We start from the raw sequence: 24,371 nt of genomic DNA, 5'->3' as shown, positions 1-24,371 counted from the left end.
TTATTTTATTCATTAATATAAATTAATATTTTTATTTTTTGTTTAGTAACCCACTGCTAATTTCAGAAAAACCTTTGGATTCATAAAAGGAATGCATTTAAGATTTCCTTTTTGTATAAAAATCCACTGTTCTGTGACATTGTATTCGGTTCTTCCTTTATAAGCAATTTAAAGACTTTTTGTAAATAGTAAAACATTTCCCATACAGCAACTACCTTGAGGATTATTTACCTCACACCCACATCTGTTAGCTTTTACATTTTCTTTAATGTGTTCTAAAGGTTTAGGAGAAATTTCTTGTTCTTCATATTCCCGAATTTTCTCTTTTGTCCAACCAAAACAATAGCAAATTGGGACTGTGGAAGAATCATCTTTTTGATGTACAGATACCTTTACATCTGACGTAAGGTAAGATTCTTCCTCTGTATCAAAATAGACAACACCACAATCTTTCGTGGAACAAAAGTAATGAGTCAAATTTGGATTCGAAGAATCTAAAACTGATGGTTTTAGCATTGATTTCAATGTAATAATTTTCAACTTTTTCCCTTTATTATTACAAGAAGGGCATAAATCGGAACCATTACTTTCAATAATTTGTTCTTTTGTAGCACAACAATCAGTCATTTCTATTCCCCTCACTTTTAGTTTTCTAATACTAATAATAACATCTATTCACCCACTTACCTGCCCCGGTAGTACAAGAAGAACCAGCTATTTCTTTATACCTTCTAAACCGCCATAATGGACAGCTATTTTTTGTAACTCTTCTAATGTTGAGAACAAATAGCTTTGTTCACTTTCAAATTCAAAATGTAAAATATTTTCTTCACTCAATAACTCTTGGAAATATCCTTGTATAGTAACTTGCCCTAACTTATTGAAATACATTTCAAATTTAAGGTTAGATTCTGGGGCAAAATTCACAATACCATTTAATTGTCTATAACATTTCTGAAGTTCAATAAAAAACTCATATATCTGACCAGTAGAAAGCCATAATTCTGCATCTTTCACAAAATAGTTTCCACATTTAATATCAATCTTTCCTTTAACCTCGTATCCACCCTTAAAACTTGTTTCATTAGGAAAGCCAATAACTTCTATGATTTCTATTCGTATGAATCCTTGTTTGCCTCCAATTACAAATTCATTCACTTTTATCATCTCCTTTCATTCTCCAACTAACCAGACCCTTGACCATTTAGCCACCCATGAAGCCCTACTTCACCACAGAATATGCAAGAAAATTACGTTCTTCCATGGTAGTTGAATAAGAAAAAAGAGCTGTCGAGACAGCTCAATGATCTTCAAGTTAAGCCCCCGTCATTAAGTGAAGAAGTTCACAAAATTTAATTAGAGTGATTAAAAACCCATCTTTTAAACTCTTCACTTTGTTCTTGTAGATGCCAACCTGACTTGTAAAAGTATTCATTAAATTCTGATTCTAACGGACATAAAGCAAGGATTGGAAGGTCATTTATTGTTTTTAACATCTTTTTTAACAACCCTTGACCACGATAAACCTCATTTATAGCAAATTGATATAGCGAAATGCTATTGGTTGTTTTTTTTCTGTAAAATCGAAAAGCTCCTATTACTTGACCATCGATTATCGCTACTATCATTTGTTTTCTCCTAATCGCAGCTTTAATTCCAAGAGGACATAAAAACTCTTCAGAATAAACCGCACTATTATTACGTTCTAAATATTCGTTGAAGAAAGTCACAACTTCAGATATATGAGTTGTATTTGCTAAGGCTATCAGCATCTCAATCTCTCCCCCTTAAAATAATGCTTTTTAAGACATAAGAAATTTATATATTTCTCCTATAATCCCTTTCATTTGATGAACACCTAATTCTGCATTTGCCATAATGATTGCACCTTTTTCTAAATACGGAAACACTACCATCATACATTGAAACCCTACTCCCCAACCGAGTGATGTAATTTCTAGTTCTTTTTCAGAGCCTTCAAGAAACACACCTAACCCAGTCCAACTCTTACCACTTTGTGAAGTTATCATTTCTTTCGCTAAACTTTCCGAAATGCCAACCTTGCTTTCTCCTTTCAAAGCATTTATCAACTCAAGAACTAATTCAGCTAAATCTAAAGAAGTTGTCCATAGTCCAGAAGCTGCTGGATAAGGATAGATTGGATATTTTCCATCTACTAATTCACCATTTTTATTATGACCACAAGAAAAATTTTCCCTATCCATTTTCAATAACCTTGTATTTAATTGGCTATTTTCTATTTCTAATGATTCAAATATTTGCTCATTCATAACTAAATGAAATGGTTTTTCAGTAACATCTTCTATCAGTTGCTGAATGATACAAAAACCTGCATCAGAATAATGGAATTCACTATCTGGTTCACACTCCACTTCAATAGGAACTTTACAATAAGAGGTTTCCCCCTCCAATAAATCAACCATCGAAGGAATCCTTTTTTTCGAATTCAATTCAGAAAAACTACCTTCAGGGTCTTTAATTCCAGATTGATGACTTAATAAATTTCTCAAAGTAACTTTTTTATTTTTAGTATAATCATTTTCAGGAACTTTCCACGATACAAGCCTTTCGTTTACATCATCATCTAAATCAAGAAGTCCTTCCTTTATTACCTTCATAGCAAGCATTCCTGTTAAGAACTTGCTAATTGAACACGCACTAAAAGTAGAATTATCATTTACTTTCTTATCACATTCTACTTCTAATAAGCCATAATTTTCCGTTCCGATGATTTGACCGTTCCCAATCAATACTATACTTAAGCCAGGCACATTATAATGTTTCATTCGTTCTTCCATGTTGATGTTTTTTAATTGCATATCTATCCCCCTAAATAGCCCCTATCAAGGATAATTGTAACACGAACAAACGTTCCTTTGTGTGTTTGGGAAAATATTTATTTCATTAGCCTGCCCCGTTAGCCATTCATGAAGGCCTACTTCACCAAGGCCCCCCCTTTTGACAGCCCTGTTCTGCTAAAGCACAAGTTAGTTGAAATTTCAACAACGACTAAAGTGAGCCTTGAGGGATTTTTTATATTCATTTACAAGCAAGTGCTGTAAGAGTATGATATTAAAGGCATTTAATTTATTTAATGATAAGGAGTTGAATTTTTTTGAGTAGTCGAAGTTGCAACGAACCCGAACCCAGTTCCAGCAAGGGGGAAGTCATTAACGAACCATTCCTTAGAATGTTGAATACTGATAAAAATTCAATTCTTTATGTACGATAGGATCATTTTTGACTTCCTCGCAAAAATGAGGAGGTTTTAACAATGTTAAAGATTTATTTATCAAATGAACATGGAGTTCTTCAAGAAACAACTGAAATTAAAGACGGATGCTGGGTTAATTTGATCTCGCCTACCGAACAAGAAATTAGTAATGTAGCAAATATATTGCAAATTCCGTTTGAATTTTTAAAGGACCCATTAGACGAAGAGGAACGTTCAAGAATTGAAAAAGACGATGACAATGTTCTAATCATCGTTAATATTCCGTTGGTATCTAAAGATGAAAATGACAATCTTATTTATGATACGATTCCATTAGGAATGATTATAACTAAAAATTGCTTTGTTACCGTTTGTTTGAAAGATAACCCAATTTTCCACGTTTTTTCACAGAATCAAGTAAAAAATTTTTTCACATACAAAAAAACAAGATTTTCGCTCCAAATCCTATATTTAATGGCAACTTCTTTTCTCAAGTATCTAAAACAAATTAGCAAACAAACAGACGCAATTGAAAAAAAACTGCATAAATCGATGAAAAATAAAGAACTCTTTTCATTGCTGAATTTAGAGAAAAGTTTGGTTTATTTTACAACTTCTTTAAAATCTAACAACATTGTTATGCAAAAAATGTTAAAAACTAATTCCTTGAAAATGTATGAAGATGACCAAGAATTGTTAGAAGATGTAATTATAGAAAATCAACAAGCAATTGAAATGGCTGAAACACATACTACAATTTTAAGTGGTATGATGGATGCTTTCGCATCAGTCATATCAAATAATGTAAATATTGTAATGAAATTTTTGACATCTATTACTCTTGTCATGGCTTTACCTACAATGGTTGCAAGTTTTTATGGTATGAACGTTCCCATTCCTTTTCAAGAATACCCATATGCATTTTGGGTTGCAATTGGCATTTCTTTTATTTTGTCAGGTATTACAACAATTGTTTTCTGGAAAAAGAAATTCTTTTAATAAATATGAAAAAGCAGATGTTTCTTCTTAAAGAACATCTGCTTTTTTATGTATTTTATTTAACCCTACCCTTCTGACATAAACCTGGTCAGAGCCGACTAATTAACACCGTCAACTGCTAGGATTTTTAAATGAACATTCTACAATGGTGCTGTATTTCCTTGTTAAACTAACTTGCCCCTTTAGCTGAGCAAGAAAAAAGAGCCGTCTAGCAACTCAAAGATCTTCAAATACCCCCCCTTAGCCATCCATGCAAATGATGGAATAACATTAAATAATCCAATAAAAAATATTTATCAATAAACAAGAGACCCTGCTATTTAACCATGCACGTCTCCCCTTTTTCATCAAATGCGTGCTTAAAGTCAAACGCAAAAGGAGTGGGCCCATGCTGAATATAATAGTTGTATCTCTTGAAAGCCTCCTCCCATGAGACATCCTTCACCTTCTCTGTCCACCACACTACATATGAAAGGTGTTTCTCTTGATAAGGCTCCATCCATTTGCTTCTATCTCGCAATGCTTGTTTATGCTGACCTGAATAGGTGAAACGATATAAGGATTGAAGGTTTTTCCATACCGTTAGTGTAAGAATAGGTAAACCCTCCCCTTTAATGGCTTCTTCAGGGAAAAGCACTCCATTTGGTGAAAACGCCTCAATAAGATGGCCTGATTCAGATGCCTGACGGAATACTTCATATCCCACTTCAAAAAACTCACGAGAGGCAGGGTGATCATAGGGGTGGTTTAGCCTGCCAACAGTATAAATCGAAACTAATGCCATAAACATGCCCTCCATTTACAGTCTTTATCTAGATATATTCAAGTAAGATGGGATCTTATAACTTCTACTTACCACATACAAAATCGCTAACGCGAAAAAAAAGATTACTCATCTAACCTCACCCGTTAAGTCAAATACGAAAAAGATCCCCGCAAAAATCCATCTTGAACTCAAACATCGCTGTTAATCCAATAATTCAATATCATAAATCCGATTTCCTTCTTCTGTTTCATTCATTTTGTTGACTTTGTCAATTCCTTTTATGTATTTCAATTAATTAGATATGAACAGAAAGAAAAATCTTGTTAGATATTTTATAGTTGAACTGACATTCAATCAACTGTATACTGTCAGTAACACTTAACTGTTAACAACAGTATACTGTTGTTAACGGTATACATTTTAATTTTAAAGAAAAAAATTTTGAATTACGGAGGTTGGGTATTTATGAAACATACAGGAAGGCATACAGGTGCATTTCTATTACTGTTTTTGACTGAGGGAGATAGCTATGGAGGGAAACTTTTACAGAAATGTGAGGAAGAGCTTCCCGCCAATCCAATTGATAGTGCTATATTATATCGCACACTAAAACAATTAGAGAGTGAAGGTGCTGTTGAGTCTTATTTGGGTACATCTGAACAAGATAAGCCAATCAAGATGTACAAAATTACTGAAGCTGGAAAAAGAAAATTAGAAGAATTTCAAATAAATATTGAAACAAAACTTCAGAATTTATCATTTTTCTTAAACAAATATAAAGTATGGAAGAAGTCTAGTCATGATTAATGGTACTATCCTTTACGCGATAGCTATAATTCTTACTAGTATTTCTTTTATAAAGGATCGAAATAAAACAAAAGATGCTGTATTAAAGTCATGGAAAATGTTTTGTAATATTTTACCTGATATTCTATCAGTTATGCTTTTCGTTGGAATATCACTATCTTTATTAACTCCAACTTTAATTTCTTCAATCATTGGAGAAAAGTCTGGATTGATAGGTATTGCTAATGCTACATTAATTGGATCTGTTGCACTAATTCCAAGCTTTATTGTATTTCCTCTTGGAGAAACGTTAGTCCAAAATGGTGCTGGCCTACCACAAGTAGCTGCATTAATGTCTTCATTAATGTCAGTAGGAATCGTATCTTTACCTATGGAACAAAAATTATTTGGTCGAAGTTTTGCTTATACACGCAATGCAGCTGGAATACTAATGTCTGTTATATTTGCTTATATTATTTGGGTGGTGATGGTATGAATGAATTAAAAAAATATCGTTTCTTTTTCATTTTACTATTTGGCCTTATTATTCTTACTTTAATAAATCAATCACTTGGATGGAAGGCATTTGAATTAACTGGAAACAGCATCTTAAATATGCTGTTTCTCCTTCCTCCTGTCTTAATATTCGTAGGTTTACTTGATAAATGGGTGGAGAAAGAAACACTAATTAAATACATGGGAAAAAAATCTGGAATCTATGGTATCTTGTTCTCGCTATTATTAGGTGTTATTGCAGCTGGTCCCCTCTATTTAGCTTTTCCAATTGCTGTTCTATTGTTAAAAAAAGGAGCAAGCATACGTAACGTTGTATTTTTTTTAGGAGTTTGGACAACTGCAAAATTACCAGTTGTTGTATATGAATTTGTTTCTTTTGGAGTTAAGTTTACACTCATTCATATTTGTTTTGGTCTTGTATTTTACTATTTAATGGGTATTGTTTTTGAGAAGTTTTATGACAAACGACTATGGTTGAAATATGATAATGAAGATATATCCATTTAGATGAATAAGTTTTTATATTAATATGTTCATTAATGATGTAATGAAAACAGCCATTTCGTGAAGTTATCTAAACCTAAATTAATGTAAGGCAAAGAAATAAAAGGACATTACACATTTACACAATATGTAATGTCCTCCCTTTTTCAACTAACTACCCTGTTATCAAGCCAGTCTCTTTAATTATAATTTGTAGTTTAACTTTTTTTGAATGCTTGTTCGCTTATGATGATTAGGTTTCTTTACTTTGAATAAATCTTCAATTTTAAAATATCGGTCCAAACTTAAAATCAAAGCATCATTCCTAAAGAATAACAATCCAAAAGCAGACGTATAGAGAGTCAAGCTAATTAAATTCATATTACCCGATAGGATGAAATTAATATGCATGAATAAGCAAATACAAATAGCAGGTATTGTCATAAATCCAACTATTAGGAATACACCTAACATTATTTGGACAAGTGGTATTGAGTAATTAAAAAATGGAACATGATGTAACGCTACCCCATCAATGAAGTCCTTATAAAATACTGGGACATTTGGCTTTTCTAATGCTTTTGTCAAATATTCTGTAAGAAATACAGTAGGTTGGTAGTACCATGATACTTCCCCAGTTTTACCTGTCATTTTAGTTAATCCCGCTAAAAACCATCCTAGTCCAAAAAACACTCTCATTAGCACAACTAGAGATTTAAAAATAATATCATTGATTGATTTTTTCATATAATAGCCTCTTAACAAATTAATATTTTGATGTCACAAGTGAATTTCTACCTAAAAGGTATATAAAAAACTTAATAATTTGGCGACTTTAGATCAGTTACTTGTTTAATTGCCCAAGAAATAACAACTTCTCCGGTAATCTTCCCCCAACTAGCATGTAGCCATTTCCACCCTATGTATAGCAGAAGTAGAATTAGTATGTATGACGAATAAATATTTTTTAGTAACTATTGAAAACTCCTCCTTTAAAAAGACAATTGATAATAATTATCATTATCAACGGTATTGTTAATAAAGTCAATCATTTTTCATAACGTGGGTAGCCGAAAAAAAATCAATCAAAACACAATATTCAATTAAGTGGACCTTTGCCTATACCTTTTTTATATATGCTCCAAAAACTCAGATAGCCAATAACCAACGTCTAGATTGAAGTCAGATATACGCAAAAACTCATTTTAAGAATCAGAACAGACAGAAAAAAATTCTGTCCGTTTTTTATTACTTTAAATTCGTAAAATAAAGAGTTTTTATTAATGTTTCAATTCACACAAAAATCTCATACATTTTTTATACACGTATAGTATACAAAACATACGATAAAGCTAATGAACAATTGTTTTCAAACGACAATTGGAGTGTGACTGTATAGGTGGCGATTTACAGAACAATTCAAAATCAAATCATTCCACGCAAAGTTGCCGAACATGGGTCTAAGTCTAAGTCTTTTCATAAATTATACATAGCTTATACTACACCCTATGAAGGGATTTAAAAAATGCTAAATCCAATAATTTTAATGAAGGTAGGAAAACAAGCTTGGATTTCGTTAGGTATAACGCGAAAAAAGTTAACTAGTAAGAACTAGCTAACTTTATAATACGGACGGACTCAATAGTCCATTGAAGAAAATAAAGTGAGCCTACTCCAAACGTAAAGTAATAGCATAAAAATAATTGGAAAAATCCGATTTCGTGAAACGATCCATTTCCACACTAATGAGGTGTAACCTATCATTTAATGGGAATTCAATATTAAGGAGGAATAACAAAATGATGCACCCAGATACAGAAATTCGGTATGTAAGTGAGGAAGTAGGCGTTGGTGTGTTTGCAACAAAATTAATCCCTAAAGGAACCATTGTCTGGATTAAAGATGAATTGGATATGATTCTTACAGAGGAATATATTAAAAGTCTTGATGATTTGCGAAAAGAGTATATAAATAAATACACCTATTTAGATACTGACGGCATATATATTCTTCATTGGGATCACGCAAAATATATGAATCATAGCTTCAATCCAAATTGTGTAGATACAGCTTATGATTTTCAGTTGGCTGCGATAGACATTCAACCTGGTGAACAATTAACATCTGATTATGGAGCATGCGGTGAGGATGAAGAGTTTGAATGTATACCTGAAGAAGAAACATCAAGAACAAAAGTGACTGCAAATGACTATTTAATATATTATGCAGAATGGGATGAGATGGCAAGAGAAGCGTTTAAGTATTTCAATGCGGTAAAACAACCGCTAAAACATTTAATTAGGGAGCAATATATTGACAAAGTAAATGCGGTTGCTAATGGAACTGTACCACTAGATTCCATTCTCACGTTATTTATCGATGACGAAGACGGAAAATAAATTTTTAAAATTTTGGCTGTACCCTAAAATTACTGTAAAGAGTTTTATCAAAAGTACTGTTAATTAAAAAGGGCATCGTCATTAAGACGTTGCCCTTTTTACTAATGCACCTCGTTAGTTAAACAAGTTACTATTTAATTCTGTAGACCCTGTGCGAACTCTATGGCTTGTTCAGTAGAGCTAATCAATAATGAATTACATTTTAATTTTCTAAGTTCTAACGCTTCTCGAAAGCATATTATCGCTTCTTCAACTCTACTTAATTCTAAGAGACACTTACCTTTGTGTTGAAAAGCAAAATCTAAGTAGGCATTTTCATTCGCATAACATTTAATCAAAGCATGATTAAATTTCTCTAATGCTTCTTCATGTTTATTATCATATTTCAAAGCCTCTCCAAGACGAATCAAAGAGACGATTTCTCTGATATAGTTCTTTTCCTCGATTGCATGCTTAAGGTTTAATGCTAAATAGTTATTTGCAGTTTTGGGCTTCCCATATATTCTATAAAGATTCCCTAATGTTCCTTAAAGAAAATACTTTTCATTTGTAATAATTGAAGTTTCTTCTTTCATTTTTTCTAACAATACTTCAGCTTTAATAATAATTTGTTTTAACTTTGAAGGATTTGATGCTTTCTCACGAAGATATTGGTGAATCAAAATAATTAGTCTCAGTAAATGAAGAAAGTTCTTCTTTCAAATCTTTGAAATCCATAAACATCCCCCTCGTTAAGAACTTCGTAAATTCTAAAAAGCATTCCTTGTTAAACTAACCCGCAGTGTTATATTAAGTGTAGCATTTCAGAATAGATCGCCGAAATCTACTTGATATTTTGATCATAAAAATAGACCATCTAATAATTGATGGTCTTGTTTAACTAAAGCATTCGTTAGTTGAATAAGTAAATTCTATTTTATTGCATTTCGTAAGTTTATAACATTATTCGGATTAATTGCCCATTTACTCATAAGCTCTTTTTGCCTATTCTTTAGGTCTTCATATGGTTGTTCAATCATTTCTACTACATTAAACCTTTCATCGAAGACCTTAGTATCTTGTATTTTTCTATAACCACCAAATCCTAAGTCGTCATTTAGAAGCCAAACTACTCTTTTGATATTTGCAAATAAAATCCCACCAGTACACATAGGACAAGGCTCTAATGAAGTGTATATTGTGAATTTTTCTCTTTTTATTTTTGCATTAAATATTGCTTGACCCGCATTTCTTATAGCATCAATTTCCGCGTGAGCAGTTACATCTTTTGCTGGATGTACTCTATTTCGTCCTCTTGAAATTAAGTTAAAGTTTTCATCAACAATTACTGCCCCTACTGGGTATGTATTTTCCTTTAATGCTTGCTCTGCCTCTTCCAATGCCATTTCTAAAAAAAGTCTATCTTTATCAATACTCATAATTTTCCCTCCCTCAAATATTGGATTTGTGTGTTATGCACTTTTACTGTTTTACAAGAGTTTTTTAATTTTCATGGTAGTTTAAGTCCAATACTTCACAAATTGACAATACTTTTCCTATTTTATTTCCATAATCGTTCATAAGTTACTTGATTACTTTCATTTTTTAAGAGAAATACGTCAGGATTACTAAGATTTTTCCAATCATCGAATCCGAAATCATTATTAAAATACTTTAAAAGTAATGACATTATATTCCCATGCGTAACAATAATTGTATTTTGGGTTACATCGTTAAAAATTTCTTCTGCAACTTCAACTATCCGTTTCATTGCTTCTTGACTGGACTCTCCTCCTTCAAGTTTTAAATCAATATCAACAAATGTTTCTCTTAGTTTTTCAAACCAATCAGAAAGGTTTTTATTGCTAAGTATACGTTCTGTTAATTGGTGATTAATCTCTATCTCAATTTTTAATCGTTTAGCAAGTGGTTGTACGGATTGAATTGCACGTTCATATGGACTGGAGATAATTCGGTCGATTCTAATATTAGAAAAAAACTCTGATAAATCGAACGCTTGTTTAATCCCTCTATCTGTAAGTTGTGCTTCAAATGACTGTCCATGAGCCTCACAATGCCTTATAATAAAAATTTTCTTCAACAAAACCACTCCAATATATGTATGTATTACAAAGTTATTATGACAAATGAATTCGATTCAACGATTCGGCAAGTATGATACTTTCTTTTAAATAGATAGGTGATTTTGGGTGGCTTAATATTTCTTCAGTAGTTAACCATAATACTTTTTCTACTTCATCACGATTTTTAGCAAATGCCTCACCAGAATCATGTTCGCAAAGAAGCCACTTATCATTTCTCCTTATAGCTCCTTCCTAAAATACCTCTCATATTTACTTCTCCAAATTTCACTAATTTCCTGCTTAATTAATAATTGTTCTAACCTGCTTCGTAAATTTAAATGTAACATTTCACAATAGATCGCTGAAATCTATTTGATGATTTGGACATAAAAACACCCCGTAAATGTTAGTTGTTGTCTAACATTTACGGGGCAGTTCAAAATGATGGTCTTGTTTAACTTAAGCACTAGTTAGTTAAAGAAGAATTACTAATCATTTATCTCTAAAAAGATATTTGCCTCATTGTTAATCCTTGATCTTACACAGTCTTCATTAAACTCTATAGGTATATCATCATATCGTATGGGGAATCCCACCCGCTATATTAAACGATCTAGGCTCGGCCGCACAAGCACTCCTTTAGTTGAAGTAAAATGTTTCACAATATATTTTTTTATGGATATACACTTGAAATTTTTATCGTCTCTGCTGAATCGTCATTTCTTCCCACGAATAATTTGGTATGGTTGCAATCCATAACGTATCACCCGTGATATCCACATCCATAACGATGGAATCCCTCGCATCAAACACTTTTTCAGATTTTCTTTCATCTTTCGTGTTGATGGAATAAATAGCCTCATCTCTATGTGTGTATCCGAATAATTTCTCTCCTTTTTTTATAAGTTTAACTACCATTTCATCAACTTGAATTTTTCTCCAATTTCCCTCTTGAAGATTTCGGGTCCAAATTCCACTTTGTGTGGTAATGAATAGCCTATTATTGATCACTTTCATATCCTTAGGTATATCATTACTATTCGGCATGGTTATCTCGTTCCACCCATCAATTGTCTTTTGCAAAATCTTGCTTTCTTCTGTGAGTCCTACCAAATCACCATTATCCGATATTTGAACCACATAAAATGGTTTAGGAACAATAGCTTGCTCCCAACTCTCCCCTTGATTGGTCGTATAGTAAATATTTCCATTTGATACCACAGCTATATGGTTGTTGATTGAATAATCGATGTTCTCAATCATATGATCTAATGAAAGAATTTTCGTTCCTTTACTTTTTGAGGTAATACCTGCCCATAATTCTTTTTCCGTAGCTACATATAATTGATCCTTCCTATCAAACCACGCGTGTGTTACATAATCATTTGCTTGGAGCTCTGTCCATGTTTTCCCATTATTCTGGCTCCATTCAATAAAAGGATGCTTGGTTGTACTAAATTGTGTTGGCTTTTTGTCTCCCCATACCACTAAATTGTTGTTTTCAGCGACAACCCCCGTAATCGCCATCCCTTTTTTGGTAAGGTTATCGGTACCCATACGTTTGGATATTAATCCTCCACCGTATGGTAATTTATGAATGGCACTGACCACATCTCCGTTTTGAGCATTGAATGAAATTCGAGTAAAACGATTATCTCGATCATTTCCAACCACTGTTAGAATGGGCTTACCATCGATATTATCAAGTGTAAAATGATATCCTGTTGCCCAATCTTTTCCTTGTTTTAGTCCGTATTTATCCTTTGCTAGTTGGAGAACATCAGAGCTATCCAACTTAATCTCATCGTAGGGTATTGTTGGACCCGGAGTTTGCTTACTCGGTCTAAACACGGTAATTTTCTTTTCTGAGATACCAATTAGCACATAATCTTCTGTACCTGGAACTATAAAGATCATAAACCATTTAAAGCGTTTCCCAGTTTCTCCTCTCGAGCCTACCATCTTTTCATCCACACTGTTTACACTTGTAAGTGTTGCGTTTACATTCCATTCTTTTGCTCTCTGGAGTCCAATGTTAATCGCTTCTTTTAGCGTAATTTCACCATCTGAAGCGATTGTTTCATCACCAATCAAATTTACAAAAACTAAAAAAATAACTAACAAACAAGAGATTTTTTTTAAGAAGCTCAAAATTCCCACCATCCCATAACTAAGTAAGCACATTAATCACAGGATTAATGTGCTTATTTAGGATGGAGTAAATACTTCGCTATATTCTCTCTTAGATCCAATATAACAAACAAAATACCCCTTTTATCAGAGAATCCTTCTTCCACTAACCTGATGCGTCAGTGGAAGAGGCATCTTTTCTTCTACTGTACATTTTGGTCGTACTATGTCTTAAACTAACCTCTTTGCAATCTCAAACAATTTCTATTTTCAATAGACTAGATATAAATTACTTTTAATTTATCCAACCTAGCCATATAATTAAGAAACTAATTGTAAAGGAGGTTAAAAAAATGAAACCTAATCCTTTGCACCAATGGGAAAAAGATCATAATAAACGTGTATTAGATTTCCATAAAAATCACGCATTAGAATTAGAGCGTGGCGAGAATGGAAACGGGTTGTTAGCTAAATGGGAAAGATTTGTCTACAACAAGGGAAAAGCTCTTTTTAAAGCTGTCAAAAAAAGTTTTATAAATTAACTGTTCCTCTTGGGACAGTTCTTTTTTTCCATTATTGTTGTATGAATTGTTACGCATTTTGTGTCAAAAGCGACATAAACATTCGTTCTCTTATAGCACTAATCCGCCCTGTTAGCCATCCATGAAGCTCAGCTTCACCATAAAATATGTAAGAAAATTACGTTCTTCCATGGTAGTCAATAAGAAAGGGTGCTATTTCTTCTTGAAGGAATGCACAATGTAGCCCCTCTTTTTTAACTTTCATCTTCTACACCTTCAAACTTGGCGCAGTAATTACTCTTGTCAAATTCTAAAAAAGTTATATCTTCCAGCCTTTCACCGCCTACAATTACGTCTACATCTGTTTCTGGTTCCAACATACTTAGTTGATCGCATATACATTTATCACACATATTTCCGTTACTTCAACAAGTTTTTGTAAATATGAATACTTCACATCATACCTGTCTCTGCCTATACGCCTTCTTCAAAAGTTCAATCTGTGCAAGGTGTCCTCGTATATGCTCAACGCGGTATTCCAATAATTGCTTGAAGGTGAAGCGTCCAGCGTCAGCATATACCCCTACTCTTTTTACTTGTTCAGTTGTTAACTGGGCAAGAATTGGCAGCATACTGGAACGAAGCAATTCGAACAGGAGTAGATATTGTTCACGGTCCAACCGGTCATACCCTAATGCATTCGCCCAGGCGTCCTGGTCAGGAGATGTCAAAAGAGGCTCCTCCTCTGATAAGACCTTTTTCAATCTCTGTGTTGAAACTAATTCAGAATCCGCTATGTGGATTAAAACTTGATGGATACTCCATTTATTCGGTGCAGGCTTAAACCTAAGCTCTTCCTCAGATAAACAATTTATGGCTTCTCGCAACATCTTATATCCAAGACCATACTCTTCAATTAACGCTTCCATATTGGGTTCCTCCTAATAAATTTATTACTCAGAAGTATATGTACTTCTTTTTGCAAATATCATTTTATCCTTCACTTATACAATATTGAACTAGTCGAGTAGAAGGGAACCTCTCTACCTTACGGTAGATTGTGTTCCTCCCCCTCACAGAACCGTGCTTCCACTATTTACGCACACGGCTCCTCCAAGTCATCATTCACAAAATGTAACTAATCACCTTTTTTCAGCCATATATATTCACCTTAACTCTTCGTGAAGGGAACGAATATTTATGAATAAAGAGTCTGAAGTTATCCCGAGTAAGGGATTTCCTTTTTGCTTATTCTGCTATCCTCAATAGTTTTGTTTACGTTTATTTTCTCTACCTCTGTGTGTAATGTGTCCCTAGTAAGGGTGATAACGAGTGCACTGAAAAACTCTATTACAGAATTTTTTATGAAAAATATTTGATGTGACGATACTGTGTACTATAGGATTTAGCACGGCGGAGTGAGACTCCTGTGGGAAAGCGAGACCGCCGAGACCCCGCACGAAGCGTTAAAGAGGAAGGAAGGCTAAGTACGCCTCATCCAATGGAAGGCAATCTAAGTTCGCCGCGTCCTGCGGCAACGATTGCATGACCCACATCCTGTGGGCCTCAAAGCCTTCATGACCAACATCGTGTTGGCCCGAGGAGGCTCGGCGCTCGCCCACGGAAAGAAAACAGAGCCGTGCTAAATCCAATTAGCGGATATTTATTAGGAATTTTATTAGAATACCACTTTTTCAGTGCCCTCGATGATAACTGGTAGCTAGCCCTCGACGGGAATTCCACCCGCTATATGATACGACCTAGGCTCGGCCGCACACCTGCTTGTTAGTTGAACAAGAACTTTCTCTTCTATTACACATTTTGGTCGTAGTGTTCAGTATATAATTAACCTAAATAAGTAAAAATTGGTATAATAGTTATAAAACATCATATTTTAGACTAAGAAAAATAATATTGAAAGAGGTAGAAGTATGGATATATGGATAAACGTTCAAACACTTATTTGGTTGTTTCCTATTTTATTTATTTTTCATGACTTCGAAGAAATTATTATGGTAGAAAATTGGCTAAATAAGAATAGGCACGAAATTTTTAAAAGATTACCCCAAAAATTAGCCGATCGAGTAGTTAAACAATTTTCTATGTCCACTGCACAATTTGCTTTTGCAGTATTAATTATATTTTTATTTGTTAGCATTTCTACAATTATGGCCAACCAATACTTAACTCACGGAGCATTTGCTAATATCTATCTTTTTACAGCAGTAACATTAACTTTTTTCATCCATGCATTTACCCATATTGGACAAGCAATATTTTTCCGTTCCATAACTCCAGGAGCGATAACGTCGTTAATAATCATACTTCCATACAGTTTAGTGTTATATAAAGCTTTGTTAGTAAATGAAGTCATAACGTGGAAGATTATTATGATAAGTCTACCTTTTGGTTTTCTTATAATTCCTCTTGTTTTATTTGCTCATTGGTTAGGGAAAAGAGTTATATAAAATATATAATTATTATAAAGTGAATTAATTCTTAAAAGTCACCTTAGAGTGGCTATTTTATTTAGAAAAATTATTAGTTTTCATATACCTACCCTACTGCGTTAGTTCAATAAGAAAATAGAGCTGCATTGCAACTCAATGATCTTCCGCTAAAGCATCCGTTAGTTGAAGAAACACTTTTGAATATATTCTTGAATTATTGGTAAATCGGGCGGACTAATGTTCGAGGGTATTTCGGTAAAGTGAAAGAAACATAGTTCTTGAACTTCACTTTCTTCTTTTTTCAACTCTCCTTCAAAATCATTACATATGTAAGCTGTTACCACATTATAAACCTCATCCCCATGCGGATATTTATAATAGAATTTTTCGCCAGAATAGACATTGAATAGCTCTAATTTATTTGCGACCAAACCTGTTTCTTCAAATAATTCTCTTTTAGCTACTTGTTCTAAAGATTCACCCATTTCTAAAGAACCACCAGCTAATCCCCAACAGTTATTATCCTTGCGAAGTTGCAATAGTATCCTATTATCTTTATTTAATACAATTACACACGCCCCAGCCATAATTAGCGGACTACTGCCTACTATCTTTCTTAAATCCATAATATAGCCCATATATTACCTCCACAATTAAGTTATCTAATTAATTTTGCATCTTATTCATATCTCTTCACACTTCTTAAACTATCCTGTTGCATTAGCTGAACAAGAAAAAAGTGCTGTTATAACAACGCATCGATCTTCCTACTAGAGCCAACGTTAATTCTATAAAAAAATATCACTTGACTTAAGAAATAAAAATCGTGGATTTTAATTATTATTTCATTGGAATAATCTGATTTAGTTTATGTTCTTCAATCAAATCAATATTTCTCTTGTTGAGAGTATAATCCTGTAAATAAATTCCGATATTGGCATAAAGCTCAACAGTATGTAACTCTGATATTGGTAGCCATTTAACCCCTATTTGATTGGGGTCTGGTTTTTCAGGAAGTCTTGGAATAGAGTGGTTAATTAATTTACATTCAAACATCATAACTAATGTGTGCGTATTCCCGAACTTTTCAAAATTAAGATGTGGTGTATATTCATATACAAAGGCTAATGGACCAACCTCTACATCAATACACGCTTCTTCTTTCGCTTCTCTTATTACTGCTTCCATAATAGATTCATTTGGTTCGGTTCCGCCTGCAGGTAAATCGTAGACAATACCCCTAACAGGGTCATTATATTCTGTTAATAATATTTTATTATCTTCAATGATTATTGCACCTGCACGTACCCTTATATGAAATTGCATTTAGTCTCACTTCCTATGATTGTTCTTCAATTTTTTGCATCTCAAATGTAAAATCTATTGTTTAATTAATAAAATTCAACGTTATTTAATAATATCCTTTATTTATTCATTTCTTATTGAACTAACCTGCCCCGTTAGCCATCCATGAAGCCCTGCTTCAAAATTTGCAAGAAAATTATGTTCTTCCATGGTAGTTCAATAAGAAAGTATGTTTTAACTCTTTTCGAAACCATCCGTTATCTTAAAATTACTTTCTAATTTTCTAAAGTCCCCCCCTACATTATGTGAAATGTGTGGTGGTTTTGCTCTCATACTACCAATCTTCTACAATCCCTTCATTTAATTTATTTGCTGCTTCATCAGCTTTAGGTATCTCCTTAATTATTAAATAATAAATTTTCCCTTTTTAAGAACAATAGAACCTCCTAAGCAATAATATAAAAATAATTACTTTATTCTTTATAATGGAGTGTGAACATGGGCGCTATAGATGGAGAAAATTTTATTAACCGATTAAATGGTTTAAATTCTGAAATTTGGTTTGACGGTGAAAAAGTGGAGGGAATGATATCTGAACACTCAGCCTTCAAAGGCCTTATTCATACAAAAGCTTCTCTTTATGATCTGCAACATGACCCAAAAATAAAAAATGAGATGACTTTTAAATCACCAATATCAGGAGAACCGATTGGACTTTCCTATTTGCAACCCAAAACGAAAGAGGACTTAATTAAAAGACGGAAGATGTTCGAACACTGGGCAAGACAGACCAACGGTATTATGGGAAGAAGCCCTGACTATTTGAACTCTGTTTTAATGAGTTTTGCCTCTTCAGCATCTTTTTTGGAAGGCAAAGAAAAATGTTTTCCAAATAATCTCCTAGCACTTTATGAAATGGCAAGGGAAAAGGACCTATCGTTTACACATACATTTATTTCTCCACAAGTGAATCGTTCTCAAATCTATTTTGAAAATTCCAACGAGGAACCAATCACTGCAAAGGTTATTGATGAAAATGAAGAAGGAATCGTCATTAAAGGTGCACGGCTTCTAGCTACGCAAGGTGGTTTAACCGATGAGGTATTAGTTTTTAGTGTTGCTCGATTTCTCTTTAAAGTCGATGAAGCTTTTGCTTTTTCGATTCCGTCTAATACAAAAGGGTTAAAGTTTATTTGTAGGGATACCCTAATCGGAGGCGAATCTTCTTTTGATCACCCATTAAGCTCACGATACGAGGAAATGGATTCCATTGTTGTCTTTGACAATGTATTAGTTCCTTGGGATCGAGTTTTTTATTATAACAACGTTGAAGTAGCCGAAGACTTCGTCACGCAAAGCTCTTTCCACCCTTTTGCTAAACACCAAGTATTGACTAGACAAATTGAAAAAACAAAGTTTATTTTAGGGATTGCTGAGCTACTTATTGAAACGATTAACATTAGTGAGTTTCAACATATACAAGAAAAAATGTCGGAAATCATCATTGGTCTTGAAACAATGAAGGCTTTGTTAGAAAAATCGGAGAATGACGCAACATTAGACGAATGGGGCTATATGCGGCCCGATATTGTTCCGCTTAAGGTTGCCAGTAATATTTTCCCGAAAATTTATCCTCGTTTCAGTGAAATTGTTCAAATATCGGGAGCAAGCGGAATGATATCTTTACCAACAGAAAAAGCATTTCATTCTAGTATTAGAAAAGAATTAGATCAGTACCTTCAAGGTGCAACTAAAACAGCCGAGGAACGAGTGAAAATATTTCGATTGGCCTGGGATCTAACAATGAGTTCATTTGGAACAAGACAAACCCAATATGAGAGGTTTTTTTATGGCGACCCGGTTCGATTATCAAGCGATTTATATAAGAGCTATCCCAAAAATGATTATGTAAAAACAGTTAGAAATTTTTTAGATTCAAAAGCGAAGGACTAACAGAACAAAACCTGAGTACCTAAGATGTTAAGAATATCCCATCTCAAAGTGTTTCCTCATTTCCTCAATGGACCCATTTAATCGCAAAAGAGTCGTTCAAAAAGTAAATTTTGAACGACTCTAATGTTTTATTCTTGTATACTAAAAACAACTTGCCCGACGGCTTTTGCTGCAACTAAGAGTGCATCTTCTTCAACATCAAATTTTGGGTACATTCCAAAGCAACCGGAAACGTCTGCGAACAGTTTTGCACTTAATGGACGCTATATGCTTACCTTACAGTATAGCCATTTAGTTTTGGACGCCCAATTTCACTTAACTTATTAGTTAAATACTTTCTTTTTGGAGGCTTGAATAAGCTCTTGGATTTTATTTAAATCATTTTGATGAAAAGCATCAACAATGGCACTACCTACGATTACCCCATCTGTTAATGTAGCAATACTTTCTACTTGTTCTGGAGTAGAAATACCGAATCCAGCAAGCACTGGTATAGTACTATGTTCTTTTAACTTTGTTAAATGCTGCTCTAACTGTTCATCAAAACCAGCTCGAACACCTGTAATGCCATTTACAGTTACTGCATAGATGAACCCTTCACCTGCAGCGGTAATTTTAGCAATACGTTCAGGAGGACTTGTCAATGAAACAAGTGGAACTAACGCTACATCTGTCTTTGCCAGTACAGCTCGAAGAATATCACTTTCCTCCAATGGTAGGTCTGGTACGATTATTCCGGCAATTCCAATACGCTCACAATCCCCTACAAACTTCTCTATCCCATAACATAGCACTGGATTATAATACGTCATGAGAACAAGCGGTACTTTAACCACTTCATGAAACGATTCAATTTCCTGCATAATTAAACGAAGTGTTGTTCCAATTGCAAGTGCCCGTTCTCCTGCTTTTTGAATTGTCGGCCCATCGGCGACTGGATCTGAAAATGGAATCCCTACTTCAATAGCCGTAGCTCCCGCTTCTTGTAGAAAAAGAATGTTCTTTTTTAGCGTTTCAAGTCCACCATCTCCAGCCATTATATATGGAATAAATGCCTTATGCCCATTATGAAGTACAGATTCTATCGCATCGGTTAATTTAGTTTTAGCCATTTATCTTCACCCCTAACGCATCTCTTACTGTTTGCACATCTTTATCCCCGCGCCCTGATAAGCAAATAACTAAAATCTCCTTTGGACGCATCTCTTTTGCCAAACCGACTGCAAAATGGATTGCGTGGGCACTTTCCAAAGCAGGAATTATACCTTCTTTCTTCGACAGTAGTTGCAAACCTTCTAGTGCCTCTGAATCTGTAACCGATGTATATTTCACTCGGCCAATATCATGTAAATAACTATGTTCAGGTCCTACCGCAGGATAATCAAGTCCGGCTGATATAGAGTGAGCCTCTTGAATAAAGCCATTGTCGTCTTGCAAAATATACATATATGCGCCGTGGAGAACACCTTCTTTTGCCTCAGCAACAGCAGCTGCATGTAAGCCCGTAGAAATTCCACTTCCTCCAGCCTCTACCCCATACAATCTAACCTCTTCATCTTCAATAAATGGATGGAACATACCGATTGCATTACTTCCTCCCCCTACACATGCAACAACTGCATCGGGCAATCTGCCTTCTTTTTCAAGGATTTGCTTCCTTGTTTCTACACCAATTACTCGCTGGAAGTCGCGGACGATTCGAGGAAATGGGTGAGGGCCAAGCGCCGAACCTAAAATATAATGCGTATCTTCCACATTGGATACCCAATAACGGAGTGCTTCATTAACAGCATCTTTTAGCGTTCCTGAACCCTGATCTACAGAAACAACTGTTGCACCAAGAAGCTCCATTCGGAACACATTCAATTCCTGTCTTCGTACATCTTCTTTCCCCATGAAAACAACACATTCCAGGTCAAATAATGCACAAATAGTTGCTGTTGCCACTCCGTGCTGACCTGCTCCAGTTTCCGCAACAATTTTCTTTTTGCCCATTCTCATCGCTAGTAAGGCCTGACCAATCGTATTATTAATTTTATGTGCACCTGTATGGTTCAAATCTTCTCGTTTTAAGTAAATTTTCGCTCCGCCAAGTTCTGCTGTTAAGCGTTCTGCAAAATACAAAGGAGTTTCACGACCAACATAGTCTTTTAAATAGTAATTTACTTCCTCGATAAAAGCAGGATCAGCAATTGCTTCTTCATATGCCTGCTCCAGTTCAATAAGTGCTGTCATCAATGTTTCCGGCACATACTGACCGCCAAATCTTCCGTATCTGCCAGCTTTTGACTCATCGATTGTTTTTACCATATGCTTATCTCTCCCCGTCTTTGACAGTACGAATAAACGTACGAATCAATTCTTTATCTTTTCTTCCATCCACTTCTACACCACTGGATACGTCTACCATATAGGGTTTAACACGTTGTATTGCTTCTCTCACATTTGTAGAATTCAATCCCCCAGCTAAAATAACTTTATCTGCTGGAATGCTGTGCCCTTTCATTAACTGCCAATCGAACGTTAGTCCGCTGCCCCCCTGGTAATCTGTACCTGGAGCATCGAATAAGTAATAATCCGTTTGGAACTGCTTAGCATGCTCTACATCGTCTTCACTCTTTACGGATAATGCTTTAACGGATGGATAAGCATTGGTTTGGATAAATGCTGGCGTTTCATTGCCATGGTATTGCACTAAATCTAAAGGGACTTCTCGAAAAGCTGTTTCTATCTCTTGTTCACTTGGATTTACAAATACGCCTATTTTCAAAACAGTAGGAGGGACTTCTTTTGCAAGCTCCTTGGCTTGTTCAACGGTCAATTTCCGTTTACTCGGTGCAAATACAAAACCAATGGCATCTGCTCCAGCATCGACTGCCATTTGTACATGTTCTTTTTCCATCAGCCCGCAAATCTTTACTTTTGTCATAAGGTGATGGCACCTCGCTTCACTTGTAATGCACGCAATGCAGTCTCTACATCTCCACTACGCATGAGTGATTCTCCTACCAGTACGCCACTTGCTCCATATTCTGCTACACGAGCGGCATCTTCCGCATTCCAAATTCCACTTTCACTAATTAATACACGTTCCTCCTGGAAAGGGAAAAGAGCCGCAATTTCAGCTGTACGAGCTAAATCCACTTCAAAGGTTCTCAAGTCGCGATTATTAACACCTATTAATTTTGCATTAAGTTGTAAAGCACGATCTAACTCTTGTGCATCATGTACTTCTACTAACACTTCTAAGCCTTGGTCTGTAGCATACGTATACAATTTTGTTAGCTCTTCTTGAGTGAGCGCAGCAACAATTAATAAGACGACAGATGCTCCCGCATGTTTTGCATGATCAATTTGAATGGTGTGTATAACGAAATCTTTACATAGTATTGGAATTGGAACTGTCTGAGCAACATCCTGTAAGTCGGCAAATGTTCCCTGGAAAAACGGAGTGTCTGTTAATACCGAGATACAAGCTGCTCCAGCTTTATAATAGTTCATTGCTTGTTCTACAGGATTGACTCCATCTGCGATCAATCCTTTGGAAGGAGAAGCACGTTTTATTTCCGAAATGATTTGCAAGTGCTCGGAATGAAACATTAGGTCAAAAAGGGAAGGTCTTTGATAAGTTGTTTCATGTACCAGTAACGGCGTACTCAACATCACTTCAATTTGACTTTTTTTTGTCTGAAGTATTTTATCTAAAATCGTTGTCATGATACTACCTCCTGACCAATTGCTCTTTTACTAAAATTGATCACTGCTTCTAATTTCTCTAATGCTTTTCCAGAGAGTATAGAATCTGTCGCTAGTTTAACTCCTTCAGGAATGGAACTGACGATTCCACTTGCAAATAAACCAATTCCACTATTAAAGATGACAGTATCAAAATAAGGACTTCTTTCTCCATTCAGGACTTTTCGCATGATTTTTGCATTTGCAACGCTATCTCCGCCACGTATTGCAGAAACGGGAGCAGCAGATAGACCGACTTCATCTGGTGTCAACGTGAAAGGAATAAGATCTCCCTTCTCCACAAGAACAAGCTTATTTTTACCAGCAAGAGATGCCTCATCCATTCCTCCAGCGCCACATACGACTATTGCTCTATCTCTTCCAAGTAATCGTAAAACTTCTCCATATTCCATTGTAAAATCTATTCTATTTATACCCGTATATTGTGTTGTAAGGGATACTGGATTTGTTAGTGGCCCGACTATGTTAAAAATAGTTGGTTTGCCAATTTGTTTTCTTGCTAAACTAATTCGTTTTAATTTAGGATGCACATTTGGTGCATATAGGAAAGTAAGACCTTCTTGCTTCAGCAAATCAATCGAAGCATCCGGCCAAATAGAAGTATGAATCCCTAATGCTTCCAATACATCCGAACTCCCTGCTGCACTTGAAATTTTCCGATTTCCATGTTTAGCAATGGTTACGCCAGCACCTGCAAGCACAAAAGCGGATGTTGTACTTATATTGAAACTGTTTACTCCGTCTCCACCTGTACCGCAATTGTCCATATAATTACCAGCTGGTTCATTCAGCTTGATAGCAAAAGACTTCATCACTGTCGCAAGTGCAGCCACTTCATTGGCAGTTTCTCCTTTTTTCGATAAGGCTACCAAGAAATCCACGATCTGTTGAAAATCTGTTTTGTCATTTAACAAGAGCAGTGAAGCTTCCACCATTTCGTCATACAATAAATGCTCGTGCATCTCTACTTTTCCAATAAACTCTCTCATCTCAGCCTCTCCTCTGCTCA

Annotated in this window: 28 protein-coding genes; 8 read left to right on the top strand and 20 right to left on the bottom strand. The window is 34.8% G+C overall.

The genetic code is table 11. The annotated features are described in order from the left end of the window. Nucleotides 1-168: 168 nt before the first annotated feature. The 4 genes from MHB48_RS09470 to MHB48_RS09455 form a co-directional block, all read right to left on the bottom strand. Complete coding sequence (locus MHB48_RS09470; RefSeq protein WP_340920487.1) at nucleotides 169-627, bottom strand: (2Fe-2S)-binding protein; 459 nt, start codon at nucleotides 625-627, stop codon at nucleotides 169-171. Nucleotides 628-714: 87 nt separating this feature from the next. Continuing rightward, a complete protein-coding gene (locus MHB48_RS09465; RefSeq protein WP_340920485.1) occupies nucleotides 715-1,158 on the bottom strand; it encodes a hypothetical protein in 444 nt (147 codons plus the stop codon). A gap of 194 nt (nucleotides 1,159-1,352) precedes the next feature. Further along, nucleotides 1,353-1,772, bottom strand: coding sequence for a GNAT family N-acetyltransferase (locus tag MHB48_RS09460; RefSeq protein ID WP_342601195.1), 420 nt, complete (start codon nucleotides 1,770-1,772; stop codon nucleotides 1,353-1,355). 30 nt (nucleotides 1,773-1,802) lie between these two features. Next, complete coding sequence (locus MHB48_RS09455; protein WP_342601194.1) at nucleotides 1,803-2,840, bottom strand: serine hydrolase domain-containing protein; 1,038 nt, start codon at nucleotides 2,838-2,840, stop codon at nucleotides 1,803-1,805. A 455-nt stretch (nucleotides 2,841-3,295) separates the two neighbouring features. Between MHB48_RS09455 and MHB48_RS09450 the strand changes: the two genes are divergently transcribed. Then, entirely contained in the window at nucleotides 3,296-4,234 is a 939-nt protein-coding gene (locus MHB48_RS09450; RefSeq protein WP_342601193.1) for a magnesium transporter CorA family protein, read from the top strand. Between the two features lie 316 nt (nucleotides 4,235-4,550). Here the strand turns inward: MHB48_RS09450 and MHB48_RS09445 are convergent, their stop codons facing one another. Beyond that, nucleotides 4,551-5,018 carry a DUF3291 domain-containing protein gene (locus tag MHB48_RS09445; protein WP_342601192.1) on the bottom strand — a complete coding sequence of 156 codons (468 nt, stop codon included), beginning with the start codon at nucleotides 5,016-5,018 and terminating at the stop codon, nucleotides 4,551-4,553. A 447-nt stretch (nucleotides 5,019-5,465) separates the two neighbouring features. On the opposite strand from MHB48_RS09445, the gene MHB48_RS09440 reads away from it, so the two are divergent. The 3 genes from MHB48_RS09440 to MHB48_RS09430 are packed head-to-tail and all read left to right on the top strand — an operon-like array spanning nucleotide 5,466 to nucleotide 6,809. Further along, complete coding sequence (locus MHB48_RS09440; RefSeq protein ID WP_342601191.1) at nucleotides 5,466-5,807, top strand: helix-turn-helix transcriptional regulator; 342 nt, start codon at nucleotides 5,466-5,468, stop codon at nucleotides 5,805-5,807. Beyond that, entirely contained in the window at nucleotides 5,800-6,282 is a 483-nt protein-coding gene (locus MHB48_RS09435; RefSeq protein ID WP_342601190.1) for a hypothetical protein, read from the top strand. Before MHB48_RS09440 ends, MHB48_RS09435 begins: the two co-directional genes overlap by 8 nt. After that, the gene (locus tag MHB48_RS09430) at nucleotides 6,279-6,809 is read left to right on the top strand and encodes a permease (RefSeq protein WP_342601189.1); all 531 of its coding nucleotides are present in this window, start codon (nucleotides 6,279-6,281) and stop codon (nucleotides 6,807-6,809) included. Before MHB48_RS09435 ends, MHB48_RS09430 begins: the two co-directional genes overlap by 4 nt. Nucleotides 6,810-6,989: 180 nt before the next feature. On the opposite strand, the gene MHB48_RS09425 is transcribed toward MHB48_RS09430, so the two are convergent. Further along, a complete protein-coding gene (locus tag MHB48_RS09425; protein WP_342601188.1) occupies nucleotides 6,990-7,532 on the bottom strand; it encodes a hypothetical protein in 543 nt (180 codons plus the stop codon). A 1,052-nt stretch (nucleotides 7,533-8,584) separates the two neighbouring features. On the opposite strand from MHB48_RS09425, the gene MHB48_RS09420 reads away from it, so the two are divergent. Beyond that, nucleotides 8,585-9,184, top strand: a complete 600-nt coding sequence (locus tag MHB48_RS09420; RefSeq protein ID WP_342601187.1) for an SET domain-containing protein — start codon at nucleotides 8,585-8,587, stop codon at nucleotides 9,182-9,184. A gap of 134 nt (nucleotides 9,185-9,318) precedes the next feature. Here the strand turns inward: MHB48_RS09420 and MHB48_RS09415 are convergent, their stop codons facing one another. From MHB48_RS09415 to MHB48_RS09395, 5 genes are all read right to left on the bottom strand, one after another. Beyond that, nucleotides 9,319-9,573, bottom strand: a complete 255-nt coding sequence (locus MHB48_RS09415; protein WP_342601186.1) for a hypothetical protein — start codon at nucleotides 9,571-9,573, stop codon at nucleotides 9,319-9,321. A gap of 138 nt (nucleotides 9,574-9,711) precedes the next feature. Next, complete coding sequence (locus MHB48_RS09410; RefSeq protein ID WP_342601185.1) at nucleotides 9,712-9,846, bottom strand: hypothetical protein; 135 nt, start codon at nucleotides 9,844-9,846, stop codon at nucleotides 9,712-9,714. A gap of 249 nt (nucleotides 9,847-10,095) precedes the next feature. Then, the gene (locus MHB48_RS09405) at nucleotides 10,096-10,602 is read right to left on the bottom strand and encodes a nucleoside deaminase (RefSeq protein ID WP_342601184.1); all 507 of its coding nucleotides are present in this window, start codon (nucleotides 10,600-10,602) and stop codon (nucleotides 10,096-10,098) included. A gap of 122 nt (nucleotides 10,603-10,724) precedes the next feature. After that, nucleotides 10,725-11,273 (bottom strand): histidine phosphatase family protein, encoded by a 549-nt coding sequence (locus tag MHB48_RS09400; protein ID WP_342601183.1) that lies wholly within the window; start codon nucleotides 11,271-11,273, stop codon nucleotides 10,725-10,727. Between the two features lie 670 nt (nucleotides 11,274-11,943). Then, nucleotides 11,944-13,398: a hypothetical protein gene (locus MHB48_RS09395; protein ID WP_342601182.1), complete on the bottom strand. Its 1,455-nt coding sequence runs from the start codon at nucleotides 13,396-13,398 to the stop codon at nucleotides 11,944-11,946. Nucleotides 13,399-13,730: 332 nt separating this feature from the next. Here MHB48_RS09395 and MHB48_RS09390 point away from each other — a divergent pair, with 332 nt between their 5' ends. Beyond that, nucleotides 13,731-13,919, top strand: a complete 189-nt coding sequence (locus MHB48_RS09390) for a hypothetical protein (RefSeq protein ID WP_342601181.1) — start codon at nucleotides 13,731-13,733, stop codon at nucleotides 13,917-13,919. Between the two features lie 233 nt (nucleotides 13,920-14,152). Here MHB48_RS09390 and MHB48_RS09385 read toward each other — a convergent pair whose 3' ends face one another. Further along, complete coding sequence (locus MHB48_RS09385; protein ID WP_342601180.1) at nucleotides 14,153-14,311, bottom strand: hypothetical protein; 159 nt, start codon at nucleotides 14,309-14,311, stop codon at nucleotides 14,153-14,155. Between the two features lie 45 nt (nucleotides 14,312-14,356). Beyond that, the gene (locus tag MHB48_RS09380) at nucleotides 14,357-14,827 is read right to left on the bottom strand and encodes a DinB family protein (RefSeq protein WP_342601179.1); all 471 of its coding nucleotides are present in this window, start codon (nucleotides 14,825-14,827) and stop codon (nucleotides 14,357-14,359) included. A 1,002-nt stretch (nucleotides 14,828-15,829) separates the two neighbouring features. Here MHB48_RS09380 and MHB48_RS09375 point away from each other — a divergent pair. Further along, a complete protein-coding gene (locus tag MHB48_RS09375; RefSeq protein ID WP_342601178.1) occupies nucleotides 15,830-16,366 on the top strand; it encodes an HXXEE domain-containing protein in 537 nt (178 codons plus the stop codon). A 161-nt stretch (nucleotides 16,367-16,527) separates the two neighbouring features. Here MHB48_RS09375 and MHB48_RS09370 read toward each other — a convergent pair whose 3' ends face one another. After that, a complete protein-coding gene (locus tag MHB48_RS09370; RefSeq protein WP_342601177.1) occupies nucleotides 16,528-16,986 on the bottom strand; it encodes an NUDIX hydrolase in 459 nt (152 codons plus the stop codon). Nucleotides 16,987-17,188: 202 nt separating this feature from the next. After that, nucleotides 17,189-17,674, bottom strand: coding sequence for an NUDIX domain-containing protein (locus MHB48_RS09365; protein ID WP_342601176.1), 486 nt, complete (start codon nucleotides 17,672-17,674; stop codon nucleotides 17,189-17,191). 477 nt (nucleotides 17,675-18,151) lie between these two features. Between MHB48_RS09365 and hpaB the strand changes: the two genes are divergently transcribed. Further along, entirely contained in the window at nucleotides 18,152-19,606 is a 1,455-nt protein-coding gene (hpaB, locus tag MHB48_RS09360; RefSeq protein ID WP_342601175.1) for a 4-hydroxyphenylacetate 3-monooxygenase, oxygenase component, read from the top strand. A 323-nt stretch (nucleotides 19,607-19,929) separates the two neighbouring features. On the opposite strand, the gene trpA is transcribed toward hpaB, so the two are convergent. Genes trpA through trpD form a run of 5 tightly spaced genes read right to left on the bottom strand, consistent with a single transcriptional unit; the run spans nucleotide 19,930 to nucleotide 24,351 of the window. Next, entirely contained in the window at nucleotides 19,930-20,718 is a 789-nt protein-coding gene (trpA, locus tag MHB48_RS09355) for a tryptophan synthase subunit alpha (protein ID WP_342601174.1), read from the bottom strand. After that, nucleotides 20,711-21,916, bottom strand: a complete 1,206-nt coding sequence (gene trpB / locus MHB48_RS09350) for a tryptophan synthase subunit beta (protein ID WP_342601173.1) — start codon at nucleotides 21,914-21,916, stop codon at nucleotides 20,711-20,713. Before trpB ends, trpA begins: the two co-directional genes overlap by 8 nt. A gap of 4 nt (nucleotides 21,917-21,920) precedes the next feature. Continuing rightward, entirely contained in the window at nucleotides 21,921-22,535 is a 615-nt protein-coding gene (locus MHB48_RS09345) for a phosphoribosylanthranilate isomerase (RefSeq protein ID WP_342601172.1), read from the bottom strand. Then, on the bottom strand, nucleotides 22,532-23,323 hold the full coding sequence (gene trpC, locus MHB48_RS09340; protein ID WP_342601171.1) for an indole-3-glycerol phosphate synthase TrpC: 792 nt from the start codon (nucleotides 23,321-23,323) through the stop codon (nucleotides 22,532-22,534). The genes MHB48_RS09345 and trpC overlap by 4 nt, the downstream gene beginning before the upstream one ends. Continuing rightward, entirely contained in the window at nucleotides 23,320-24,351 is a 1,032-nt protein-coding gene (trpD, locus tag MHB48_RS09335) for an anthranilate phosphoribosyltransferase (RefSeq protein ID WP_342601170.1), read from the bottom strand. The genes trpC and trpD overlap by 4 nt, the downstream gene beginning before the upstream one ends. Between the last annotated feature and the right edge of the window lie 20 nt (nucleotides 24,352-24,371).

The sequence above is a fragment of the Psychrobacillus sp. FSL H8-0483 genome (genome assembly GCF_038637725.1).
Taxonomy (GTDB): Bacteria; Bacillota; Bacilli; order Bacillales_A; family Planococcaceae; genus Psychrobacillus.
This window is presented reverse-complemented; position numbering and strand designations above follow the sequence as displayed.